The sequence below is a fragment of the Paraburkholderia sp. GAS448 genome (assembly GCF_050435685.1).
Lineage (GTDB): Bacteria > Pseudomonadota > Gammaproteobacteria > Burkholderiales > Burkholderiaceae > Paraburkholderia.
In genome coordinates this window covers 183,928-207,727 of the sequence record NZ_JBNDKT010000001.1, presented here as the reverse complement: position 1 = coordinate 207,727, position 23,800 = coordinate 183,928, and the positions used below count along the sequence as shown (strand labels likewise).

General features: G+C 61.7%; 17 protein-coding genes. 15 read left to right on the top strand and 2 right to left on the bottom strand.

Annotated features, from left to right (window positions below; genetic code table 11):
• Window positions 1-17: 17 nt before the first annotated feature.
• From P3T23_RS00910 to P3T23_RS00880, 7 genes are all read left to right on the top strand, one after another.
• Entirely contained in the window at window positions 18-1,958 is a 1,941-nt protein-coding gene (locus P3T23_RS00910; protein WP_429314314.1) for an ABC transporter permease, read from the top strand.
• Window positions 1,955-2,752 (top strand): ABC transporter ATP-binding protein, encoded by a 798-nt coding sequence (locus P3T23_RS00905; RefSeq protein ID WP_429314313.1) that lies wholly within the window; start codon window positions 1,955-1,957, stop codon window positions 2,750-2,752. The genes P3T23_RS00910 and P3T23_RS00905 overlap by 4 nt, the downstream gene beginning before the upstream one ends.
• Complete coding sequence (locus P3T23_RS00900) at window positions 2,749-3,462, top strand: ABC transporter ATP-binding protein (RefSeq protein WP_429314312.1); 714 nt, start codon at window positions 2,749-2,751, stop codon at window positions 3,460-3,462. Before P3T23_RS00905 ends, P3T23_RS00900 begins: the two co-directional genes overlap by 4 nt.
• Window positions 3,463-3,525: 63 nt before the next feature.
• Complete coding sequence (locus P3T23_RS00895; RefSeq protein WP_429314311.1) at window positions 3,526-4,725, top strand: amidohydrolase family protein; 1,200 nt, start codon at window positions 3,526-3,528, stop codon at window positions 4,723-4,725.
• A 23-nt stretch (window positions 4,726-4,748) separates the two neighbouring features.
• Window positions 4,749-5,252: a (2Fe-2S)-binding protein gene (locus tag P3T23_RS00890; RefSeq protein ID WP_429314310.1), complete on the top strand. Its 504-nt coding sequence runs from the start codon at window positions 4,749-4,751 to the stop codon at window positions 5,250-5,252.
• Entirely contained in the window at window positions 5,249-8,881 is a 3,633-nt protein-coding gene (locus tag P3T23_RS00885) for a molybdopterin cofactor-binding domain-containing protein (protein ID WP_429314309.1), read from the top strand. The genes P3T23_RS00890 and P3T23_RS00885 overlap by 4 nt, the downstream gene beginning before the upstream one ends.
• 151 nt (window positions 8,882-9,032) lie before the next feature.
• Window positions 9,033-10,241: an ABC transporter substrate-binding protein gene (locus P3T23_RS00880; protein WP_429314308.1), complete on the top strand. Its 1,209-nt coding sequence runs from the start codon at window positions 9,033-9,035 to the stop codon at window positions 10,239-10,241.
• A gap of 65 nt (window positions 10,242-10,306) precedes the next feature.
• Here the strand turns inward: P3T23_RS00880 and P3T23_RS00875 are convergent, their stop codons facing one another.
• Together P3T23_RS00875 and P3T23_RS00870 are read right to left on the bottom strand one after the other, a co-directional pair.
• Complete coding sequence (locus tag P3T23_RS00875) at window positions 10,307-10,558, bottom strand: hypothetical protein (protein ID WP_429314307.1); 252 nt, start codon at window positions 10,556-10,558, stop codon at window positions 10,307-10,309.
• Between the two features lie 243 nt (window positions 10,559-10,801).
• Window positions 10,802-12,130, bottom strand: a complete 1,329-nt coding sequence (locus tag P3T23_RS00870) for an aspartate aminotransferase family protein (RefSeq protein ID WP_429314306.1) — start codon at window positions 12,128-12,130, stop codon at window positions 10,802-10,804.
• A 136-nt stretch (window positions 12,131-12,266) separates the two neighbouring features.
• Here P3T23_RS00870 and P3T23_RS00865 point away from each other — a divergent pair, with 136 nt between their 5' ends.
• The 8 genes from P3T23_RS00865 to P3T23_RS00830 all read left to right on the top strand — a co-directional run bounded on the left by P3T23_RS00865 (window position 12,267) and on the right by P3T23_RS00830 (window position 23,794).
• Window positions 12,267-13,712, top strand: coding sequence for a PLP-dependent aminotransferase family protein (locus tag P3T23_RS00865; RefSeq protein ID WP_429314305.1), 1,446 nt, complete (start codon window positions 12,267-12,269; stop codon window positions 13,710-13,712).
• 874 nt (window positions 13,713-14,586) lie between these two features.
• On the top strand, window positions 14,587-15,996 hold the full coding sequence (locus P3T23_RS00860) for an undecaprenyl-phosphate glucose phosphotransferase (RefSeq protein WP_429314304.1): 1,410 nt from the start codon (window positions 14,587-14,589) through the stop codon (window positions 15,994-15,996).
• A 152-nt stretch (window positions 15,997-16,148) separates the two neighbouring features.
• Entirely contained in the window at window positions 16,149-17,297 is a 1,149-nt protein-coding gene (locus P3T23_RS00855) for a polysaccharide biosynthesis/export family protein (RefSeq protein WP_429314303.1), read from the top strand.
• Complete coding sequence (locus tag P3T23_RS00850; protein ID WP_429314302.1) at window positions 17,294-17,731, top strand: low molecular weight protein-tyrosine-phosphatase; 438 nt, start codon at window positions 17,294-17,296, stop codon at window positions 17,729-17,731. The genes P3T23_RS00855 and P3T23_RS00850 overlap by 4 nt, the downstream gene beginning before the upstream one ends.
• A gap of 6 nt (window positions 17,732-17,737) precedes the next feature.
• Window positions 17,738-19,939 (top strand): polysaccharide biosynthesis tyrosine autokinase, encoded by a 2,202-nt coding sequence (locus tag P3T23_RS00845; protein WP_429314301.1) that lies wholly within the window; start codon window positions 17,738-17,740, stop codon window positions 19,937-19,939.
• Between the two features lie 76 nt (window positions 19,940-20,015).
• On the top strand, window positions 20,016-21,161 hold the full coding sequence (gene wecB / locus P3T23_RS00840; RefSeq protein WP_429314822.1) for a non-hydrolyzing UDP-N-acetylglucosamine 2-epimerase: 1,146 nt from the start codon (window positions 20,016-20,018) through the stop codon (window positions 21,159-21,161).
• A 33-nt stretch (window positions 21,162-21,194) separates the two neighbouring features.
• The gene (gene wecC, locus P3T23_RS00835) at window positions 21,195-22,451 is read left to right on the top strand and encodes a UDP-N-acetyl-D-mannosamine dehydrogenase (RefSeq protein ID WP_429314300.1); all 1,257 of its coding nucleotides are present in this window, start codon (window positions 21,195-21,197) and stop codon (window positions 22,449-22,451) included.
• 8 nt (window positions 22,452-22,459) lie between these two features.
• Window positions 22,460-23,794 (top strand): flippase, encoded by a 1,335-nt coding sequence (locus P3T23_RS00830; protein ID WP_429314299.1) that lies wholly within the window; start codon window positions 22,460-22,462, stop codon window positions 23,792-23,794.
• Window positions 23,795-23,800: the final 6 nt, after the last annotated feature.

The following is a 23,800-nucleotide window of genomic DNA, read 5'->3' as shown; positions in this document are numbered from 1 at the left end:
AGCCGCTGAGGGCAACGATGCTTTCGAACCTGCTGGTACAACTCGTCAACGGACTGGCCGATGCGTCAGCGCTCTTTCTCGTCGCGGCCGGGCTGTCGCTGATTTTCGGTGTGACGCGCATCGTCAACTTCGCGCACGGCTCGTTCTACATGATCGGCGTTTACGTTGCGTACAGCATCGCCAGCCGCTTTGGGGCGACAGCCGGCGGCTTCTGGTTTTCCGTGCTAGCGGCCGCGCTCGTGGTGGCGGTGCTGGGCGCCCTTGTCGAGATGATCGTGCTCAGGCGCATCTATCAGGCACCGGAGTTGTTCAATCTTCTCGCGACGTTCGCGCTCGTGCTGGTCTTTCGCGATGCGGCACTATGGATCTGGGGGCCGCAGGATCTGTTCGGCCCGCGCGCGCCGCATCTGGCAGGCGCGGTCGATCTGCTCGGCCATCCGCTGCCCACCTACGACATCGTGCTGATGATCATCGGCCCGCTCGTGCTGCTCGTTCTCTGGTATGGGTTGACGCGCACCCGCTGGGGTACGCTCGTGCGCGCGGCCACCCAGGATCGCGAGATGCTCGGCGCGCTGGGCATCAACCAGGCGTGGCTGTTCACCGGTGTGTTCTTTGTCGGCGCATTTCTGGCCGGACTGGGCGGCGCGCTTCAGGTGCCGCGCATGTCGGCGAACCTGTCGCTGGATCTGGAAACGATCGGCAATGCGTTCGTGGTCGTGGTGGTCGGCGGGATGGGTTCGATCCCTGGCGCGTTTGTTGCCGCGTTGCTGATCGCTGAAATCAAGGCGCTTTGTATCGGCATCGGCAACGTGTCGATTGGCGGCATCGATCTTTCGTTGAGCAAGTTCACGCTGGTTGCCGAATTCGTCGTGATGGCCGTGGTGCTCGTCGTGCGGCCCTGGGGGCTGCTGGGTCGTGCCACTGCGACGGTGCGCGCAATGGCTGCGCCCGAAGCTCCGCTGCGGCCGGCGGGCAAGCGCCTGGCGGTACTCGCGGTGGTGGCGCTTCTCGTGCTTGCGCTCGCGCCGCTCGCCGCGAGCGCGTTTCCGTATATGCCCGTCCTGCTCGTCGAAATCCTGATCGCGGTGCTGTTTGCGACGAGCCTGCATTTCATCATGGGGCCGGGAGGGATGCATTCGTTCGGGCATGCCGCCTACTTCGGGCTCGGTGCGTACGGCGCAGCGCTCTTTCTCAAGGTCGTCAATCTGCCGATGGAAGCCGCGTTGCTGCTCGGCCCGCTGCTTGCCGTCGTTGGCGCTCTCGTGTTCGGCTGGTTTTGCGTGCGGCTCTCCGGCGTTTATCTCGCGATGCTGACGCTCGCGTTCGCGCAGATCGTCTGGTCCGTCGTGTTCCAGTGGGATGACGTCACCGGCGGCAGTAATGGCATTCTCGGCCTGTGGCCGTCGAACTGGCTTTCGTCGCCCGTTGCGTATTACTACCTGACGCTGGTGTGCGCTGTCATTGGCGTGTGGTTGTTGCGCAGGATGCTGTTCTCGCCGCTCGGCTATGCAATGCGCGCGTCGCGCGATTCGGCGCTGCGAGCCGAGGCGATTGGCATCGACGTCAAGCGGGTGCAATGGGCGGCGTTTGTCATTGCGTCGCTGTTTTGCGGGCTGGCCGGCTCGCTGTACGCGTTTTCGAAGGGCACGATCTCGCCTGAAGTGATCAGCGTGAGCCGTTCGGTCGACGGTCTCGTGATGGTGTTGCTCGGCGGTCTGCAGACGCTGACGGGTCCGATCGTCGGCGCCGCGGTGTTCACCTGGCTGGAGGATACGGTCGCCCGTCAGACCGACTACTGGCAGGCACTGCTCGGCTTTGCGATCCTGCTGCTCGTGATCGCGTTTCCGCAAGGTATCGTCGGCTTCATTCGCGAGCGCTTCGGCGATGACGATGTCACCACCAGGAATGGCGATGCCAGCACGCGCGCACCGGGCGCCGCGGTGAAGGAGGGCCTATGAGCCTGTTGCGCGTGTCCGGACTGTCGAAGTCGTTTGGCGGCCTCAAGGCGGTCGACGGCGTGTCGTTCGATCTCGAAGCCGGTCAGCTGCTGGCATTGCTGGGGCCGAACGGCGCGGGCAAGTCCACCTGCTTCAACATGGTCAACGGCCAGTTGCGCCCGTCGTCGGGTTCGATCGTGTTCGATGGGCACGAACTCGTTGGGCGTCGTCCGCGCGATATCTGGCGGCTGGGGGTTGGCCGCACGTTCCAGATTGCCGCGACCTTCAATTCGATGACCGTGCTGGAAAACGTGCAGATGGCGCTGGTTTCGCGTGAGCGCAAGCTGTTTGGTCTCTGGAAAGCGACCTCGTCCTGGTACGCGGACGAGGCGATGAGTCTGCTCGAACAGGTCGGCATGGCTGCAGACGCGCATCGCGCGTGCGGCGTATTGGCGTATGGCGACGTCAAACGCGTCGAACTGGCGATTGCGCTCGCCAACCGTCCGAAGCTGCTGCTGATGGACGAGCCGACCGCAGGCATGGCGCCGAAAGAGCGCAACGACCTGATGGCGCTCACCAAACGTCTCGTCACCGAACGGCAGATTGGCGTGCTTTTCACGGAACACAGCATGGATGTCGTATTCGCTTACGCAGACCGCATGATCGTGCTCGCACGCGGCAAGCTGATCGCCGAAGGCAGCGCGGAGGCGATCCGTAACGATACGCGCGTGCAGGAGGTGTATTTCGGCACCGGCAAGACGTTCCAGCCGCGCGCGTCGCTTGCCGGTCCGGATTCACAGGGAGCGCTGCAATGAGCGAGCCGATGCTCAAGGTGTCGAGCCTCAACGCGTTCTACGGTCGCGCGCACATCCTGTTCGATGTCGGGCTTGAAGTCGGCCGAGGCGAAGTGGTTGCCCTGATGGGGCGCAACGGCGCGGGCAAGTCGACGACGATGAAGGCGGTCATGGGGCTCTTGCCGCGCAAACAGGGCGAAGTGCGTTTTCGCGGCACGAACATCACGACCTTCGCGCCGTACCGCATCGCGCGGATGGGCATGGGCTTCGTGCCGGAAGACCGGCGCGTGTTCGCCGATCTCACCGTGATGGAAAACCTCGATGCCGGTCGCCAGCCGCCGCGCGAGGGCGCGCCGCAATGGACGCCTGACAAGCTGTTTCGCCTCTTCCCCAATCTCGGCGAAATGCCGAAGCGCCCCGGTGGGCAGATGAGCGGCGGCGAGCAGCAAATGTTGACCGTATCGCGCACGCTGATGGGCAATCCCTATCTCGTGCTGCTCGATGAACCGTCCGAGGGCGTCGCGCCGGTGATCGTCGAACAGATGGCGAACATGATTCTCGAACTGAAGCGCGAGGGGCTGTCGATCCTGCTGTCGGAACAGAACCTGCACTTTGCCGAACTGGTTAGCGACCGTGCGTACGTCCTTGAAAAAGGGCAGATCCGCTTTAGCGGCACGATCGGCGAACTTGCGAAGAACGAAACAGTCAGGCGCGCGTATCTGAGCGTTTGAGGTCAGCGGAGCGGAAACTGGCGCACCGCACTGTCGTGGCGAACGTGGCGAAAGGAGAAGCAGATGGCAGCAGAGACGTTGACGGGCACTTCGGGGAAGGTCGTCGTCAAGAACATCGGCTTGATGTTATCGGGCGATATCGACAGGCCGATTCTCGATGCGGACACGATCGTAATCGATGACGGCATGATTGTCGCGGCGGGCAGGGAAAAGGACTGCGACCTGGAAGGTGCTCGCACAACGATCGATTGCAAGGGTACGGCGGTCGCGCCCGGGCTCATCGATTCCCATGTGCATCCGGTTTTCGGAGACTGGACACCGCGTCAGAATCAGATGGGCTGGATCGAATCGAACCTGAACGGCGGCGTGACGACGATGATCTCTGCCGGCGAAGTGCATTTGCCGGGCCGCCCGAAAGATGTGATCGGCGTGAAGGCGCTTGCGATCACCGCACAGCGTTCGTTTGAAGGGATGCGTGGTGCGGGCGTCGGTGGCGGCGTGAAGGTGCTGGCCGGCGCACCGGTGATCGAGAAGGGCATGGTCGAGTCCGACTTCAAGGAACTTGCCGACGCGGGCGTCAGGCTGCTGGGCGAAGTCGGGCTGGGGAGCGTGAAAGCTGGCGAGGAAGCAGGCCAGATGGTCGCCTGGGCGCGCAAGTATGGCATCCAGAGCACGATTCACACAGGCGGCCCGTCGATCCCCGGTTCCGGATTGATCGACAAGGACGTCGTGCTCGCCGCCGATGCCGATGTCATCGGCCATATCAACGGCGGCCATACGTCGCTGCCGTACAAACATGTCTGCGATCTGTGCGAGCAGTCCACCCGCGCGCTCGAAATCGTCCACAACGGCAATGAGCGCATCGCGCTCCTGACCGCGCGTCATGCGATCGAACTCAAGTGTCCGCATCGGATCATCCTCGGCACGGATAGCCCGGCCGGCTCCGGTGTGCAGCCGCTCGGCATTCTGCGGATGATCGCGCTGCTTTCGAGCCTCGCGGACGTGCCCGCTGAAATCGCCTTCTGCTTCGCGACGGGGAACACGGCGCGTCAACGCAATCTTCGCCAGGGCTTGATCGAAACGGGGCGTCCCGCGGATCTGGTGTTCATGGACCGCGCGCAGCACACAGCGGGCGGTACTTTGCTGGAGAGCGTGCAACTGGGCGACGTGCCCGGCGTCGGTATGGTGATGATCGACGGCCTGATTCGCTGCCGACGCAGCCGCAACACGCCGCCGGCCACCGAAGTGCCGGTCGTGGTCTGATCACCCGCAAGCACGTTCAGGCGATGAACCGTCCGGCGCCACTGACGCTCAACGTGAACGGCGCAACGCATCGCGTTGACGCCGACGTCGACACGCCTCTGCTCTACCTGTTGCGTAACGATCTGGAGTTGAATGGCCCGAAGTTCGGCTGCGGCCTGGGCGAATGCGGCGCCTGCACCGTTTTGCTGGATGGCATGCCGACGCGTGCCTGCGTGACCACCGCCAGGGTCGCGCTGGGCCGCGAGATCACGACGCTCGAAGGTCTGGGCACACGCCGCGCGCTGCATCCGGTTCAGCAGGCCTTTATCGAAGAACAGGCCGCGCAGTGCGGCTATTGTCTGAACGGCATGATCATGACCGCAAAGGCATTGCTCGATCGCGATCCGCATCCGGATATCGATGTGATCCGGCGTGAGCTGTCGCGCAATCTTTGTCGCTGCGGCACGCACGTCGAGATTGTGCGTGCCGTGCAGCGCGCGGCTGAACTGCTTGCCGCGCGGAATGAAAACGCCGGAGGCCACGCATGACCGGGCCGGACTTCAGCGTCGATCGCCGTCGCGAGCCTGTATCGCGGCAGATGTTGTTCGACAGCACGAACGTGCTGATCGTGACGCGGCCAGCGCAGCCGCCCGCGAGGCCAGCGATCGGGCAACCGGGTTCGAGGTCTTCACACGTGCCGACCGAGCCCGATCTGTTCCTCGCGGTACGCGGCGACGGCAGCGTGGTCGCGTTCAACGGGCACGTCGATCTTGGCACCGGGATCGGCACGGCGCTGGCGCAGATCGTCGCGGAAGAACTCGATGTGCCGCTGACGCGGGTCGGCGTGGTGCTGGGGCACACCGGCGATGCGCCGAACCAGGGGCCGACGATTGCAAGCGCAACGATCCAGATTTCGGCGGTGCCGCTGCGTCAGGCTGCGGCTCAGGCGCGGCAGTTTCTCGTCGGAGAGGCGGCGCAACGCTGGAATGTCCACGCGGGATCGCTCGATGTGCGCGATGGCATCGTGCACCGCCGGGGCGGCGATATCGCAGAAGGGATCGGCTACGCCGAGCTGATCGCAGGGCGGCGTATCGAATTAAAGCTCTCGCCGGAGACGCTGGTGAAGTCGCCGGACGAATACCGCATCGTCGGCAGAAGTACGCCGCGGGTCGATATTCCGGCTAAAGCCACGGGCGAACTGACTTTCGTTCACGACGTGCGCGTGCCGGGCATGCTGCATGGGCGTGTGGTGCGTCCGCCGTATGCGGGCATCGCACAGGGCGATTTCATCGGCAATAGCCTCGTACATGTCGATGAAGCGTCCGTGGGCGATATGCCCGGCATCGTGAAGGTTGTTGTGATTCGCGATTTCGTCGGTATCGTGGCAGAGCGCGAAGAGGTCGCGCAGAAAGCGGCGAAGCGGCTCGATGTGCGATGGAAACCAGTAGAGGGCATTCCCGCACTCGATAGCAGCGAACAAGTCGAAGCCGCGTTGCGAGCGAATCCGGCGAAGCGTCGCGATCTGCTAATCGAGGGTGCCGTCGATGCGGTGCTCGCGAAGGAAGCCAAAACGCTGGAACGCACCTATGTATGGCCGTTTCAGATGCACGCATCGATCGGGCCGTCCTGTGCGGTCGCTGACTATCGGGATGGGACGCTCAAGGTCTGGTCGGGCACGCAGAATCCCCATTCACTGAGGGCGGACCTTGCGCTGCTCCTCTCGCTCGATGAAGCGCAGATCGAGGTCGTCAGAATGGAAGCGGCGGGCTGCTACGGCCGCAACTGTGCCGACGACGTTGCCGCCGACGCAGCACTCCTGTCGCGTGCCGTGGGAAAACCGGTGCGCGTGCAACTGTCGCGGGAAGACGAGCACGCATGGGAGCCAAAAGGCGCGGCGCAATTGATGGACGTGCGCGGCGCGGTCGATGCGAACGGCGTGCTGACGGGCTATGACTTCGCGACGCGTTATCCATCGAACGACGCGCCCACGCTCGCGTTGCTGTTGACCGGCGCGATTCCCCCCCAGCCGCAGGTATTTGAAATGGGCGACCGTACGGCGGTGCCGCCTTACGATTATCAGTCGATGCGTGTGGTCTGCGACGACACGCCGCCGATCGTGCGTGCTTCGTGGCTGCGCGGCGTGTCCGCATTGCCGAATACGTTCGCGCACGAATCGTTCATTGACGAACTTGCTGCCGAAGCAGGCATCGACCCGGTCGAATTTCGTTTGCAGCACCTGACCGATCCGCGCGCGATCGATCTTGTGAAGGCCACTGCGGAAAAGGCCGGGTGGGTGCCGCGCGCCATGGCGCCGAAGCGGAACCAAGACACTGACGAGGAGCAGAACGACATCGCACATGGACGCGGGTTCGCGTACGCCCGCTATGTGCACAGCAAGTTTCCGGGCTTCGGTGCGGCATGGGCAGCCTGGGTCGCCGATATCGAGGTCAACAGAAAGAGCGGTGAACTCGCTGTAAAGCGCGTCGTCGTCGGGCAGGACACGGGGACGATGGTAAATCCCGACGGCGTGCGCCATCAGATCCACGGCAACGTGATTCAGGCGACCAGCCGTGCGTTGAAGGAGCGCGTGACGTTCGGCGGCACGGCGGTCACGAGTCAGGAGTGGGGCGCCTATCCGATCCTGACGTTCCGCGAAGTGCCCGTGATCGATGTGGTGATGATGCCGCGTCACGGCGAGCCGCCGATGGGCACCGGCGAATCCGCGTCGTTGCCTGGTGCGGCCGCCATCGCGAATGCGTTGTTCGACGCGACCGGCGTGCGCTTTCGCCGGCCGCCCTTTACGCCGGATGTGATCCGCGCCGCACTGGCCGATGCGCAGGCGGAAGAGAAAGCGGGCCGCCGCAAGAAACGCTGGCGTTTCGGCTTGCTCGGCGCGCTGGCAGCAGGCGCAGCGGGCTTGCTCGGTGCGATGTCGCTTGCGCCGCAACCCATCGCACCGATCGCGCCGCCGCTCGCAGGCGCGTTCGCCCCGGACCTGGTCGCACGCGGAAAAGTGCTCGCCGCCGCAGGCGATTGCGCCGTTTGCCACACTGCGCACAATGGCGTGCCGAATGCGGGCGGCCTGCCGCTCGATACGCCGTTCGGCACCGTGTACAGCACGAACATCACGCCGGACGCGCAGACGGGCATCGGCAACTGGTCCCTCGATGCGTTCGTGCGCGCGATGCGCCAGGGCATCCATCGCGACGGCCGGCACCTGTACCCCGCGTTTCCATACACGTCGTTCAAAAACGTCTCCGACGACGACCTGAAAGCGCTTTACGCGTACCTGATGTCGCAGACCCCGGTCCGCTCGCGGCCGCCCGAAACGAAGCTCGCCTTCCCGTTCAGCGTGCGGCCGTTGATGGCTGTCTGGAACGGCCTGTTTCTAGGCCGGAACACGGTTGCTCACGATCCCGCGCAGACTGCGCAGTGGAATCGCGGCGCGTATCTCGTCAACGGACTCGGTCATTGCAGCGCCTGTCATACGCCGCGCAATGCGCTAGGCGCAGAGAAGACCGGCGCGGCGTTTCTGTCAGGCGGCACCGCCGACGGCTGGCAGGCGCCAGCGCTCACGACGCGCTCAGACGCGCCGGTGCCCTGGACTGAAGACGAACTGTTCAGCTATCTGCGCTTCGGTCACGCGAAACTGCACGGTGTGGCGGCGGGCCCGATGGCGGCCGTGGTCAGCGAACTGTCGGCGTTACCCGACGCCGACGTTCGCGCGATGGCAACCTACCTCGCGTCGCTCAATCCCGCCGAACCGAACGCGGATCCGCAGGCACTCGCGCGTGAGTACGAGAAGGCCAGCTCCGCAACCGCCATGGCGTCCAGCCTCGGTGCGAAGCTCTTCGACGGCGCATGCGCCGCGTGTCACCACATGGGCGGCGGGCCGCAACTCTTCGGGGCGCATCCTTCGCTTGCACTCAACACGAACCTGCACAGCGCGACGCCGGACAACCTGATACGCGTGATTCTCGATGGGATTGGCTCGCCTGCGCAGCCGGAACTCGGTACGATGCCGGCTTACCGCGACAGCTTCAACGATGCCCAGGTCGCCGAACTCGTGGCGCACCTGCGGCAGCAGTTCGCGGGCGGCAAGCCCGCATGGCAGAACGTCGAGGCGACGGTCGCGCGGATTCGGGCCGATTCGCGCGCCGATGCGCAGGCCTATTAGCATGTCGCTTCACGCGGCGGCTCGCGCGGCGCTTCGCTTGACCAGATTGACCAGCTTGGCCCGCGCTCTGCTGGACCTTGCACTGAGCACTGAACCTGGCCGGACCCGAACTCACAGCATTCCCGCAATCCCCCTGATAACGGAGAAAAGCATGACCACGCGCGCAGGATGGATCTCTCGCTTGACTGTCTCGTTGACGCTATCGCTGACGGCGCTCGGCGCCACGGCCCAGCAGACGATCAAGATCGGTGAAATCAATAGCTACAAGGCACAACCGGCCTTTCTCGGCCCGTACAAGAACGGCTGGAACCTCGCGCTCGAGCAGATCAACGCGGCGGGTGGGGTGCTCGGCAAGCAGCTGGAGGTGATCTCCCGCGACGATAACGGCAATCCGGGCGATACCATTCGCGTCGCCCAGGAACTGATCGCAAACGAACAGGTGCAGTTGCTGTTTGGCGGCTTCCTGTCGAACACGGGCCTTGCGCTGTCCGACTTCGCGAAGCAGAAGAAGATCTTTTTCCTTGCCGCCGAACCGCTGACAGACAAGATCGTCTGGGCCGACGGCAACAAATACACGTACCGTCTGCGCCCGTCGACGTATATGCAGGTCGCGATGCTGGTACCCGAGGCGGTGAAGCTCAACAGGAAGCGCTGGGCGCTCGTCTATCCGAACTATGAGTATGGGCAATCGGCGGTCGCCACGTTCAAGAAGCTGATGAAGGCTGCGCAACCGGACGTCGAATTCGTAACCGAACAGGCGACGCCGCTCGGCAAGCTCGATGCTGGCGCAGTGACGCAGGCGCTGGCCGACGCGAAGCCCGATGCGATTTTCAACGTGCTGTTTGGCGCCGACCTCGGCAAGTTCGTGCGTGAAGGCAATACACGCGGTCTCTTCAAGGACCGCAGCGTCGTATCGCTGCTGACCGGCGAGCCGGACTATCTCGATCCGCTGGGCGCCGAAGCGCCGACGGGCTGGATCGTGACGGGCTACCCCTGGTATTCGATCGATACCGCGGCGAACAGGAAGTTCGTCGACGCTTACCAGGCGAAATACCACGACTATCCGCGGCTGGGATCGGTGGTGGGTTATTCGGCCTTGATGTCGATTGCGGCCGGACTGAAGAAAGCCGGTTCGACCGATCCAGACAAGCTGGCTGCCGCGTTCAAGGGGCTCGGTGTCGACACGCCGTTCGGGCCGATCACGTATCGCGCGCAGGACAATCAGTCGACGATGGGCGCTTATGTGGGCGTGACCGGCGTGAAGGACGGCAAGGGTGTGATGACGTCGTATCGCTACATCGACGGCGCAAGCGTGCAGCCGTCAGACGCCGAAGTGAAGAAGCTGCGCACGGCGGAATAAGCGTTGCGTGGCCGTCGCGCGGGGGCCGATGATCGCCGCCGCGCGCGGTTGGCACGCGGCGCGTGCTATTCCTCGTGATCGTGCTCGGCGACGAAGTGGCGCAGATAAGCGAGAACGGCGGCTTCCGCGGCCCGGTGATCACGGCCGCTTTTCGAACCGGCGTTCTCTTCGTCGCCAAAGAGCGCCGACGGCGCGTCGTGAACATCGACTTCCTGCCCCTCGCGAAATAGCCGGATTTCATGGGCCGTTTCGATATATTCGGCGATCCAGTGAACGCCTTCGATGTGGGTACCCGCGCGTATCGATGGTGGTTTCATGATGGCGTCTCCCGACAGACCGGGCACACGGAGCCGGCCCTTGCTTTAACAATAGGCGCTACAAGCGGCGAGCGCACCTTTTGTTGAAGTCGGGCCTGGCTGCGTGTTTCGTGCCCGCGCGGATAAATCGGGGCAAGGCGCCGAGCGGGGCGCCGCCGGCCGTTCGGCCGCCGCAAAAAAAAAGCGGCCCATACCAGGGCCGCCCGTGCTCATCACTGAGCGTGCGTAGCGCTCCCGCGTGCGTTATTGCACGCTGGCAAGCGCTTCCCGAACCGTGCTGAAAATGTGCTCGATCTGCGCTTCCTCGATGATCAGCGGCGGCGAGAACGCGAGGATGTCGCCTGTGAAGCGGATCAGGACGCCTGCCTCGAAGCATTTGACGAAGGCTTCGTAGGCGCGTGCGCCCGGTTCGCCCGCGCGTGACTCCAGTTCGACGCCCGCCACGAGGCCGAGATTGCGGATGTCCTTCACGTAGGGCGCGTCGCGCAGCGCGTGGACAGCGCTTTCGAACTTCGGCGCCATCGCATGGGCGCGCGCGAACAGATCGTCGCGGCGATACAGATCGAGTGTCGCGATCGCTGCGGCCGCCGCTACCGGGTGTGCCGAATACGTGTAGCCGTGCGCGAGTTCGATCGCGCCAGGCGCGCCGCTGTTGACGATCGTATCGTGGATCGTGCGGCTCGCCGCGACCGCGCCCATCGGAATGGCCGCGTTATTGATCGCCTTTGCCATGGTCAGCAGATCCGGCGTTACGCCGAAATATTCGCTGGCCGTCGCCTTGCCGAGGCGGCCGAAACCGGTGATCACCTCGTCGAAAATCAGCAGAATGCCGTGTTTCGTGCAGATTTCGCGCAGCTTCTGCAAATAGCCCTGCGGCGGGATCAGCACGCCCGTCGAACCCGCGACCGGCTCGACAATGACCGCGGCGATCGTCGACGCGTCGTGCAGCGTGACGAGGCGTTCGAGTTCTTCGGCCAGATGCGCGCCCCAGGCCGGCTGTCCCTTCGAAAACGCGTTGTGTTCGAGGTTGTGCGTGTGCGGCAGATGGTCGACCGAAGGCAGCAGCGCGCCCGAAAACGTCTTGCGGTTGGGCGAAATGCCGCCCACTGAAATGCCGCCGAAGCCCACGCCATGGTAGCCGCGCTCGCGGCCGATCAGCCGCGTGCGTTGCCCTTCGCCACGGGCGCGGTGGTACGCAAGCGCGATTTTCAGCGCGGTATCGACCGATTCGGAGCCCGAGTTCGTGAAGAAAATCCGGTCCAGGCCTGCGGGCATCAGTTCGGCGACTTTCGACGCCGCTTCGAACGCGAGCGGATGGCCCATCTGGAAGGTCGGCGCGAAGTCGAGCGTCGAAACCTGCTTCGTGATGGCCTCGACGATCTCAGCGCGGCTGTGTCCCGCGTTCACGCACCAGAGGCCGGCGCAGCCGTCCAGCACCTCGCGTCCGTCGGTCGTGCGGTAGTACATGCCTTTCGCCGATTCCAGCAGGCGCGGCGCGGCCTTGAACTGGCGGTTGGCGGTAAACGGCATCCAGAATGACGACAGGTCATCGATGACGGGGCGCGAAGTCATGGGTTTTCTCCTCGAAGTGGTAGCGAAACTGTAGCGTCCGCGGTTAAATGGCGGACATAAACAGTTGATTTACTGCGCTGATAACTGTGCTGGTAAATTGGCCTCAACTGTAGTGGTTATCGACACCCTCATCACCATGATCGAACTACCTCTGGAACGCGACCGCCGCAGCGCGCCTACGCTTGTCGAGCAGCTGGTACGAGGCTTTGCCGAAGCCATCGAGGCGCAGTCGCTGCGTTCCGGCGCGCTGTTGCCGTCGGTCCGGCAGCTTGCGCAGACGCATCGGCTGAGCACCTTCACCGTGATGGAGGCGTACAACCGTCTTGTTTCGATGGGGCTCGTGACCGCGCGGCGCGGCTCCGGCTATCGCGTCGCGACGGCGGGCGCGCCGGCGGCGCGCGCCAGTGCGTCCGACTGGCAGCCGCCCAGCCTCACGGCGACCTGGCTGCTGTCTGACGTGTTCGTCGATCATTCGGTGCCGATCAAGGCCGGTTGCGGCTGGTTGCCGAACGAATGGGTGAACGGCTCGGGGCTGCATCATGCGTTGCGTGCGATGAGCCGCGTGCCGGCCGGGCGGTTTGCAGACTACGGCCATCCGTACGGTTTTGCGCCGCTGCGCGAACGCATCGCCGAGCAACTTGACCGGCGAGGCCTGCCGGTCGACGTCTCCAATGTGCTGCTTACCCAGGGCGCAACCCAGGCGCTCGACCTGATCGTGCGAACGCTGCTGCGTCCGGGCGACACGGTACTGGTCGAAGATCCCGGTTACTGCAACCTGCTGCAGATTCTCAAGCTGGCGGGACTCGTCGTGCACGGCGTGCCGCGCACGCCGGCAGGCCTCGACACCGAGGTGCTCGAAACGCTCGTCACCGCTCACCGTCCGAAGGCGATTTTCGTCAACACGACGCTGCAGAACCCGACCGGCGCGACGCTCAGCATGGCGTCAGCGTTTCGTCTGTTGCAGATCGCCGAGCGGCAGCGCATGTGGGTGATCGAGGACGACGTCAGCCGCGAACTTGCGCCGTCCGGTGCGCCGCTGCTTGCCGCGATGGAAGGGCTGCAGCGGGTGCTCTACGTCAGTGGCTTTTCGAAGACCGTTACGCCGGGGCTGCGCTGCGGCTATGTCGTCGCCGAACGCGACGTGTTGCGCGAGCTGGCGCGCACCAAGATGGCAGTGGGGCTGACCTCGTCGGAGGCGATCGAGCGGATCGTCGACAAGGTCCTGCTCGAAGGCCGTCATGCACGCCATGTCGAGACCGTGAACGAGCGACTGAAGGCTGCGCACGCGCTGTTCGAGGAGCGCATCGATGCGGCTGGACTCGAGCTGTTTCACCGGCCGCGCGCGGGACTTTTCGTGTGGGCACGTCTGCCGGTCGAGCCGGAGCGCGCTGGTGAAATCGCAACGGCCGCGTTGCGTGACGGCATCTGGCTCGCGCCCGGCTCATATTTCCGCCCCGACGACGCGCCAAGCGCGTGGTTCCGTTTCAATGTGCCGTATTCGGTAGATGAAGCGCTGTGGCGCTTCATCGATAAGGTTCGGAGCCGCGAAGGTGTCGCTGTGGGTGGCGAGAAGGCGTTCTGAAGCGTTTAGCAACATTAACGACGAGCCCGACGCGCGTTTCCTCACGGCATCGAATGTCGCGTTCTTTTCATGCTCTTCGGAATACCACATGTAGATGTGGTGTACCGCGCTGCGGGGGCGAACTCGTTCTGTGAAAGCTGGGCGGTCTCATCGCTATGCGAAACTCTGCGCGCTTTCGGATTCGATTCGCTGCGCAACGGACTGCCTGAAGATGCCAGGGAAATGACCGTGTTCCAATATCCCGACGCGCACTGTGTCTGCCTGGCGCGGCAACGCTGATTTCCCATAGTGAGTCATACAATACAATGCCCCTGTCGAAAATGATCAGTATAACTATATGCTTGACCAAAGATTGAACGGAAACATGCCACCTGAGTGGCGCGCGTCGGAAGTTCGTCTTTCAAGGGGCAAGTTCACGACGCTTGTAACGATTTGATGGCGTACAGCCCTCTACGAGATGGCTGCGGATCAAGCGGGTCGTTTAAAAATATTTGATCTGATTCGGGCCTCCATTACGGGGCTTCGGATGTACCGGGACATGGCGACGCTTGCCGCAGGTGTTCGTGCCGACACATCCGCGAGGTATGGCTCGCGCTGCAGATGTCAGAAATATTTGACCTTATTCGGGCTTCCGTCTGATGTCATTTCGTGATTCCTGGCGCCAGAATGACGAACTTCGATTTAATCGGTTCAGGTTCGTTGTGCTTGCGACGTTAGAGAAGGACCAGTGCCGAGAGCAGCGCGCTGAATCAGGAAGGCACGCGCCTGATACTGAAGTGAAAGTGAATCTGACGTCGGGTTGGCCGCGCAACGGGACGAAGCTATCGTTCTAAGGCGCTTGACTCTGTCGTCCGCAACTGGTGCTTGAAGAACTATGTCCCGGATCCCGTATCTCTCGGGAAGCAGAAATACGCAGAAGTTGAAGAAGTGGCTGGTCCGCTCGATTGACGCTTTACTGATCGTGTCCAGCTCCTTCATTACATCGTTCCCACTATCCAGCAAGACGGGGTATCTCGTACAGATAGGAGCATTCGTTGCGATCGCCTTCGCGCTGATACTGTTTTCGCTATTCCACGCCTATCGCCCGTGGTGCGGTTGTTCGAAGCTCGGGATGATCGGGTATGCCGGATTTGCATGGGCAATCAGTCAGTCCTGTGCGCTCGCGGCGACGTTCGCCCTGCATCGGGGGGCGCAGGTCGAGCGGTCCTGGTGGGCTTGCTGGGCGCTCATTGCAGGTGTGGGGGTGCTTGCATCTCGCCTGATCCTGCTTGCCGCGCCTCGTTGGGTGCGCTGGGGCGAGCGTAATCAGCACGCAGTGGCGATTGTGGGCGCAGGCAAGCATTGCGACAGCCTGATCCGCAAGGTATTGGAATCGCCTGACTCTGGGTTTCGCCCAGTAGCGATATTCAACCCGCACGCGTTCGAGGAGTCATGTATTGCGGGGCTTCGGATGTACCGGGACGTGGCGACGTTTGCCGCAGGTGTTCGTGCCGGACACATCCGCGAGGTATGGCTCGCGCTGCCGATGTCAGATGAGCGCATGGTCGCCCGCGTCCTTGATGCGTTCAAGGATGATCTTGTCAACGTTCGTCTCATTCCCGACGTGCGTGGTCTTGCGACCTTCGGTGGCGGGATGGTGGATCTGGGCGGTACGCCGGCGATCAACCTGATGGCTTCTCCGTTGCCATCGTTCGGACTTTTGCAGAAGGCGATTTTCGACCGGGTGTTCGCAGCATTTGCACTGATCGCGTTACTACCCCTGATGGGCATCATCGCGGTAGCGGTCAAGCTGTCGTCGAAAGGGCCGGTGCTGTTTACGCAGAAGCGAAAGGGAGTCGACGGCGCGGTATTCCGGATATTCAAGTTTCGCACGATGCGTGTGCATGTCGAGGAAACCGGGGTGGTGCGCCAGGCTGAGAGGAAGGATCCACGCGTAACGCGGGTCGGCAGCTTTCTTCGACGCACGAGTCTGGACGAACTGCCGCAGTTCCTGAATGTATTGCGCGGCGAGATGTCGATTGTCGGGCCGCGTCCGCATGCGATCGAACACGACGGCGAGTACCAGAAAATCGTTGCGGGCTACATCCACCGTTACCGCATCAAGCCGGGAATTACCGGTTGGGCACAGATCAACGGCTTTCGTGGCGAAACCGATCTCATCGAAAAAATGGAGGGCCGGGTCGAGCACGATCTGTACTACATGAAGAACTGGTCGTTCGGATTGGATATGCGCATCGTAGTCGCGACAGTGATTAAGGGGATGGTGCATCGGAATGCGTATTGATCAATGGGTTTGGGACGGAAATGAGATCGCTCCCGGTCAATGACTCGATGTACTAGCTGAAATTGACAGACAGGCATTGAACAGGTGGCGTCGCTCGTTAGTGCATTGAGCGAGGCGTGCGGCCCAACGAATTCGGGAACAGGTCAAACAGGATGTTAGTAGCGGCTTTTGTGCGGATGATCGGTCGTTTGGGGTTTCTGGTGATGGCGTCGCTCACGCTGCTGTCCGCATGCGGGGTCGCGCCCGGCATGCGCATGAATGAGAATCCGAGTCTACCGATAGTGGAAGCAGGCGGTGGGGAGGCGTCTGACGCACTTGCGGTGCCCATCAGCGATATCAACCTCGCATTGATTCAGGAGATGCGTAAGGAGGCCGCGGCACGAAGGGCGGCCGACGGATCACCGCTGTTTTCGACCCCCGAGCCCTATACGCTTGGCGTAGGCGACGTACTGAACATCACCGTCTGGGATCACCCGGAGCTTGCCGCGGCGCAGGGCGCGCAAAGCCAGCCTCAGGTGCGGCCCGCCGATGCGCCGGCCGGTTTCGTTATCGACCAGACCGGCGATATCTCATTTCCGTATGCGGGCACGCTGCGCGCGGCCGGCCTGCGAACTGACGAGTTGCAGGCTGACCTTGCGCGCAGGCTGGCGCGCGTATTCCAGAACCCTCAGGTGACGGTACGTATCGCGTCGTTTCGGGCCAGGAAGGTTTATGTCGACGGAGAGGTTCACACACCAGGTGTGCAGCCGATCAACGATATTCCCATGACGCTCTATGAAGCCATTACGCGCGCCGGGGGCTTCACGCCGGCCGCGGACCAGAGTCGGATGCTGCTGACCCGCAAGCACGTGAGGTATCAGGTCGATTTGCCGAAAATGCTCGATCACGGGCTGGATCCGTCAAGGATCGTCTTGAAGGACGGTGATCTGTTGCGCGTCGTGCCGCGTGACGAAAACGGCGTATTCGTGATGGGTGAGATCACCCGCCCCATGACCGCAGTGCCGCAAAGTACAGGAAAGCTGACATTGAGCGATGCACTATCGCAGGCTGGCAGTGTGAACGCCATGACGGCCGACGCGTCGCAAATGTATGTGATTCGTGGCGATGGAGAGCGGACGCCGAAGGTTTATCACCTCGACGGGAGTTCGCCAGTATCGATGGTGCTTGCTAACCAGTTTGAACTGCAGCCCAAGGATGTGGTGTATGTGGATAGCACCAGCCTTGCACGTTTCAGTCGCGTGCTGAGTCAACTGCTGCCATTGATCAATGCAGGTCTGACGGGTGCTGTTGTCGCCAAATGATCGACCGTATTCTCGTCGTCTGTGAGGGAAATATTTGCCGTAGTCCGATGGCGGCAGCCCTGCTTGCGAAAGTCTTGCCCAACGTCGGTGTGACCTCTGCGGGCACACATGCCCCAGTGGGTCGCGGTGCGGACCCGGCAGCGATCGAACTGATGAAGCAGCGCAGCCTCGACATCGGTGAGCATGTGACGACGCCTTTGACTGCGGCTCCTCTGCGTGAGGCCCAGTTGGTGCTGACGATGACACGGACTCAGCGTGAAGGGATAGAAGCCCTGTATCCGTTCGCCAGGGGAAAGGTGTATCGCCTTGCCGAGCATGACCATCTCGACATCGTCGACCCGTATCGACGTGGTTCTTTCTTTTTCGAACTAGCGCTGGCGCAGATTGAGCAAGGTGTTTCGCACTGGCTCCATGCCGTCCAGCGACTTTCCTAGCGATCTATGGGTTCCAATAGCCTCAACCAGTTCGTTGTTCCGGATGCTAGAGACGAAATCGATCTATCCGGGCTTGCCAATGTCATCGTTGAGAACCGGCGTGTCATCGCGTGGTTCACTGCGGGGGCGTTGCTCATTGGTATTGCCTACGCAATCCTTGGCACGCCAGTGTACCGCGCTGAGGCGATGCTTCAGGTTGCGGATAGCTCAGATGCCATCAACGACAAACTAGGCGATCTGGCGTCCCTGTTTAGCGGCAAGGCGACGGCGGATGCCGAGATTCAACTGATCGGTTCTCGAGAGTTGCTTGACGACACTGTTCGTCGCCTGCATCTTGATATTGACGCGAAGCCCGACTACTTCCCTCTGATCGGAGGCTGGATTGCGCGCCAGGTTCCCGTGGGGCAACTCGCCGATCCTGTCCTGGGCTTGCGTAGTTTTGCCTGGGGAGGCGAGGATATCGACGTCACCCGCTTCGACGTCCCGCCGAAACTTTACGACGCGAAGTTCACGCTCATCGCGGGTAACGATGGGGCGTTCGAACTTAAAGGTCCGGACGGCGACCTTGTCCTCAAAGGGCATCTTCACGAGGCCATGACGGGGATGACACAGTACGGTCCTGTTGCATTGACGGTGACGGCATTTGTTGCCCGTCCCGGCACCGGGTTCAAGCTCGCTCGCGTGTCGACGCAGCTGACGACGGCAAAGCTGCGTGACGCGTTATCCGCGAAGGAGAAGGTCAAGCAGTCAGGGATCGTTTCGGTCCAGCTGGATGGAGACAACAGCGCGAGAGTGGCGGAGACCGTCAATACGATCGTGCAGGGATTTGTGCAGCGCAACGTCGACTGGAAGTCCGGGCAGGCCGAACAGATGCTGAGCTTCCTGAGCAGTCAGCTTCCGCAGTTGAGGAAGGATCTCGATGCGGCTGAACAGCGCTATAACACGTTCCGCACCCAGAATGGAACCGTTGATCTTGCCGATGAGAGCCGTCTGCTTCTGCAATCCATTGTCGAGACGAAGACGAGGATGCTCACGCTACAGCAGCAGCGGGAAGATCTGCTTCAACGGTTCAAACCCACTCATCCTTCCGTCGCGGCGATTGATGCCCAGGTGGCCGACCTGAAACGTCAGGAAGACCAGCTCAATACGAAGGTATCGGTACTTCCGGCTACGCAGCAGACGGCAGTCCGGTTGATGCGTGACGTGGATATCAATACTGCGCTCTACACAAACCTGATGAACAGCGCCCAACAATTGCGCATTCTCAAGGCGGGACAGCAGGGGGACGCTCGCATCGTTGACTACGCAGAGGCCGCCGAGAAGCCGGTCAGACCGAAGAAAGCGATCGTCATTGCTGGCGCTGGCCTATTAGGTCTTCTGGTGGGGACCGCCGTAGCGTTCGTGCGACGCTCGCTGTCCCGGGGCCTGGAAAATGCGGCTGAGATCGAGCAGATCGTGGGTGCACCAGTCTTCGCCGTTATCTCGCACAGCGAGCGCCAGACCGCGCTGGAGAGGCGGTCGCGCCGTGGTCAACGCGGACCGCGCGTGCTGTCGATGGAAATGCCCGACGATATTGCGGTGGAAGCTATCCGCAGCCTGCGCACTGCACTGCAGTTCAAGATGGCTGAAGCGCAGAACAATGTGGTGATGATCACAGGGGTCCGCCCCGCGAGCGGTAAAACGTTTCTATCGGTCAATCTCGCTGCCGTCCTGGCGTCAACCGGAAAGCGGGTGCTTCTGATTGATGCAGACATGCGTCGAGGTGATGTTCATCAGCACCTTGGCATAGCAAGGGAGCGAGGATTTCAGGACGTCATCGCTGGAGCTGATGTCGACGCGGTAGTGCGGCGACAGGTTCTACCCAACCTCGATGTGCTCACACGCGGAACGAACTCGCGGTCGCCTGCTGAGATATTGACCAGTACGAATCTTGGCGCACTCATCGACAAGCTGTCTCACGAATACGATCTGGTGCTTCTGGATACGCCGCCCGTTCTCGCTGTCACGGACCCGGCACTGATTGGCAAGCATGCCGGGATCACATTGCTTGTGATGTGTCAGGGCAAGCATTCAGCGGTTGAGCTCCGCGAAACCAGACGATTACTGAATGGGGCTGGTGTGCCGATCGACGGCATTCTGCTGAGCGATGTTCCGCAGCGTGCGTCAGCGTATGGAACCTACTCCGCTTACGAAACCGATAACGGATAGGCGAACCTGATATCCGGACGTGGCGCGCCGCTGGCAAGCGTATCGCCAGCGGATTTTTCATCTAACACGAACAGAAATGAACAAGAGAATTTTGCTCACGTTCGGAACCCGTCCCGAGGCCATCAAGATGGCGCCGCTCGTGAAGCGGCTCAAGGATACCGAGGGTGTCGACTGCTTCGTCTGCGTGACTGGACAGCATCGCGAAATGCTTGATCAGGTATTGGCGCTGTTCGAGATCCGGCCGCATTTCGATTTGAACATCATGAAGCGAGGTCAGGATCTTTCCGATGTGACGACATCGATATTGACAGGCATGCGCGATGTGCTGAACGACTGCAGGCCGGATGTCATGCTTGTTCATGGCGACACCACGACGACGATGGCGGCTAGCCTTGCGGCGTTTTACCGGCGTATCCCCATCGGGCACGTCGAGGCGGGCCTGCGCACCGGCAATATGCTTTCGCCGTGGCCGGAGGAGGCGAACCGGACAGTGACGGGCGTGCTGGCAAACATGCATTTTGCACCGACCGAGCGGGCACGCCGAAACCTGCTTGCGGAAGGTGTCGCCGATGAAAGCATTTCGGTGACGGGGAATACAGTCATCGATGCGTTGCTTCATGTGCGGGACGGTCTTGCGAAAGACAGGAGCCTTGCCGCCGCGGTTGATCGCGAATTGCCGTCTCTTGCGTATGACCGGCGGTTGATCCTCGTAACCGGCCATCGCAGGGAAAGTTTCGGCTCGGGCTTTGAGCAGATCTGTTCAGCGTTGTTGCAGATCGCCCTGGCGCACCCTGAGGTCGACCTTGTGTACCCGGTTCATATGAATCCCAGCGTGCGCGAGCCCGTGACCCGTCTACTGACAGGTATTCCGAACATCCATTTGATCGAGCCGCAGGACTATCTGCCGTTCGTCCGTCTAATGGATCGCTCATATCTGATTCTGACCGACTCAGGAGGTGTTCAGGAGGAGGCTCCTTCGTTGGGAAAGCCAGTCCTGGTTATGCGTACCGCCACGGAGCGGCAGGAAGCAGTGGACGCCGGAGTAGTGAAACTGGTGGGAACGGATGCGCGAAGGATTGTTGCGGGCGTGTCTGATCTGCTGAATGACGCGGATAGCTATCAGGCGATGACCCGAGGCGGGAATCCATACGGGAATGGACATGCCAGCGAGCGCATTGTCGATTCACTCATGGCAGGCTGGGTTCGGGCTCTCGCGGCTTGACGGCGACAACAAAGACGTAAGGCTAGGTACGATATGGAATTCAATGTTATTTCGGTAGTCGGACTGGGCTACATTGGTTTGCCAACTGCCGCGGCATTTGCCGCGAGGCGCAAGCAGGTCATTGGTGTTGATGTCGATCAGAACGCGGTCGAGACGATCAACAGGGGCGAGATTCACATCGTCGAGCCGGAACTCGATATGCTGGTTCACGCCGCAGTGACTCAGGGGTATCTGCGCGCGACGATGACGCCGGAGCCTGCAGATGCTTTCCTGATTGCGGTGCCGACGCCGTTTCGCGAAGGCAACAAGCCTGACTTGAGCTACATCCAGGCGGCGAGTTGCTCTGTTGCGCCCGTGCTGAAAAAGGGTGACCTCGTCGTCCTCGAGTCGACGTCGCCGGTCGGTGCGACAGAACAGATGGCGGCATGGATGGCCGAACTGCGTCCGGACCTCAGCTTTCCGCAGCAAGCCGGAGAAAACTCCGATATTCGTGTCGCGCATTGTCCGGAGCGCGTGCTACCTGGCCACGTGATCCGGGAACTTGTCGAGAACGACCGGGTAATCGGCGGTATGACCCGTAGGTGCGGCGAGTGGGCGCGTGAGCTCTATCGGACATTCGTACGCGGCGATTGCATCCTGACGGATGCTCGGACAGCCGAGATGTGCAAGCTCACCGAGAACTCGTTTCGCGACGTCAACATTGCATTTGCGAACGAGCTTTCGTTGATTTGCGACCACCTTGACATCAATGTCTGGGAACTGATCCGACTGTCTAACCGGCATCCGCGCGTGAGCATTCTGCAGCCTGGGCCGGGTGTCGGCGGTCACTGCATTGCAGTTGATCCATGGTTTATTGTCGATTCGTCGCCAGAACAGGCGCGCCTTATCCGCATGGCGCGAATTGTCAACGATGACAAGCCGCACCACGTGATCGGGCGCGTCGAGCGCGCGGCACGCCGTTTCAGAGAGCCTGTGATAGCGTGTCTGGGTCTGTCGTTCAAGGCCGATATCGACGATCTGCGTGAGAGCCCCGCGGTTGAAATAGTTCGTGAACTTACGGACCGGAATATAGGGCATGTCATCGCGGTCGAACCGAACGTGGCGGCATTGCCGGCCGGTCTCGACAACAAATGCGAGCTTGGCCGGCTGACCGACGCGGTGAGCCGTGCCGATATTGTGGTTATTCTCGTCGACCATCTACCTTTCAGGCGTCTCGATCCGCTGCGCTTCCACGACAAGATCGTGATTGACACGCGCGGGCTGCTATCGCAAGTGCAACCGGTTAATTGAGAAGCCGGATGTCGACGAGCGAGCCGACCAGCAGTAGCGCAGCCAAGGGGCCGGCGCCGGTGTCGGCTGCGGGTTCCGGCCTCGGCCGGAATTTTGTCGCGATGGTTATCTGGCAGTTAGGCAACTATCTGGTGCCACTGGCCACATTTCCCTATCTCACACGCGTGCTTGGACCTGCACAGTTCGGTTTGCTGGCGTATGTGAATGCGATGGCGGTCTACGGTACGGTGTTGACCGAATGGGGTTTCAACCTGAGCGGCCCCCGAGCCGTCATAGAGTGCCGCGACTGCCCTGAAGCACTCAGCGAACTGATCTGGTCGACTATCGGCGCCAAGGGGTGTCTGTGTCTGATCTCGTTTGCCGTTCTTCTGATAGTGCTTCATTTTGACCGGCAAGCTGCTTTGGCTACGCACGCAGTTCTGTTGTCGTGGCTGGTCGTGATCGGCAATGTGATCACATTGAACTGGTTGCTGCAGGGGCTTGAGCGGTTTTCCCTACTCGCCACGGTATCGCTTGCGGGGCGTTTCATTACGCTGCCTCTGATATTCGTGTTCGTGAAAAGCGCTAACGATGTCGCCGTGGCTGTGGCGATTCAGGCCGCAGCACCGCTGCTGACGGGTTTGCTCTCGCTCGGTATCGCATGCCGACTAGGCTTGCTGCATCGGCCCCGCACGTCATGGCGCCGAATCTGGCTACGGATCAAGCAGGGCGCTGACATGTTTGTGTCAACCGCTTCGGTCAGCCTGTTTAGTGCCACGAATGCAATCATCCTCGGTTCGCTTGCCGGTCCTTATCAGGTTGGGATCTATGCTGCTGCCGACCGACTGAAGGCAGTTGGCAACATGGTTCCTGCACAGATCAACACAGTTCTCTACCCACGTGTTTCTGCGCTCATTGCGAAGTGCGATCCGGCCTCGGGGAGGGCTGCGGCCAGGCTGACGATGGTGGGAGCAATCGCAACCATAGCTACGACAGGCGCGGGTGCCGCCGTGTTCATCGGCCTGGCCGGTCCGCTCACGACGATTGTGCTGGGTGGTTCATACCATGGCTCGGCCGCGGTGCTGACGTTGCTTTGTATGGCGACCGTGTTCGGGAATCTCGCGTACTTCCTCGGCTTGCAAGTGCTGGTCCCCTTTGAGGCAGGATGGCGGCGCTCTCGCGTCATGCTGGCAGGCGGCGTATTGAATGTCGCGCTAGCCTTCGCCCTGGTCCCATCTTTTGGCGCCGAGGGCGCCGCCTCGGCGTTCCTGATTGCAGAGGCCGCGATTCTGGCCGTCTACCTCGTTGCGATCGTAGGCACATTGCCGTTGCGGTCCCATTTCACGCAATTGCTGAATCGTTAAGTGTTC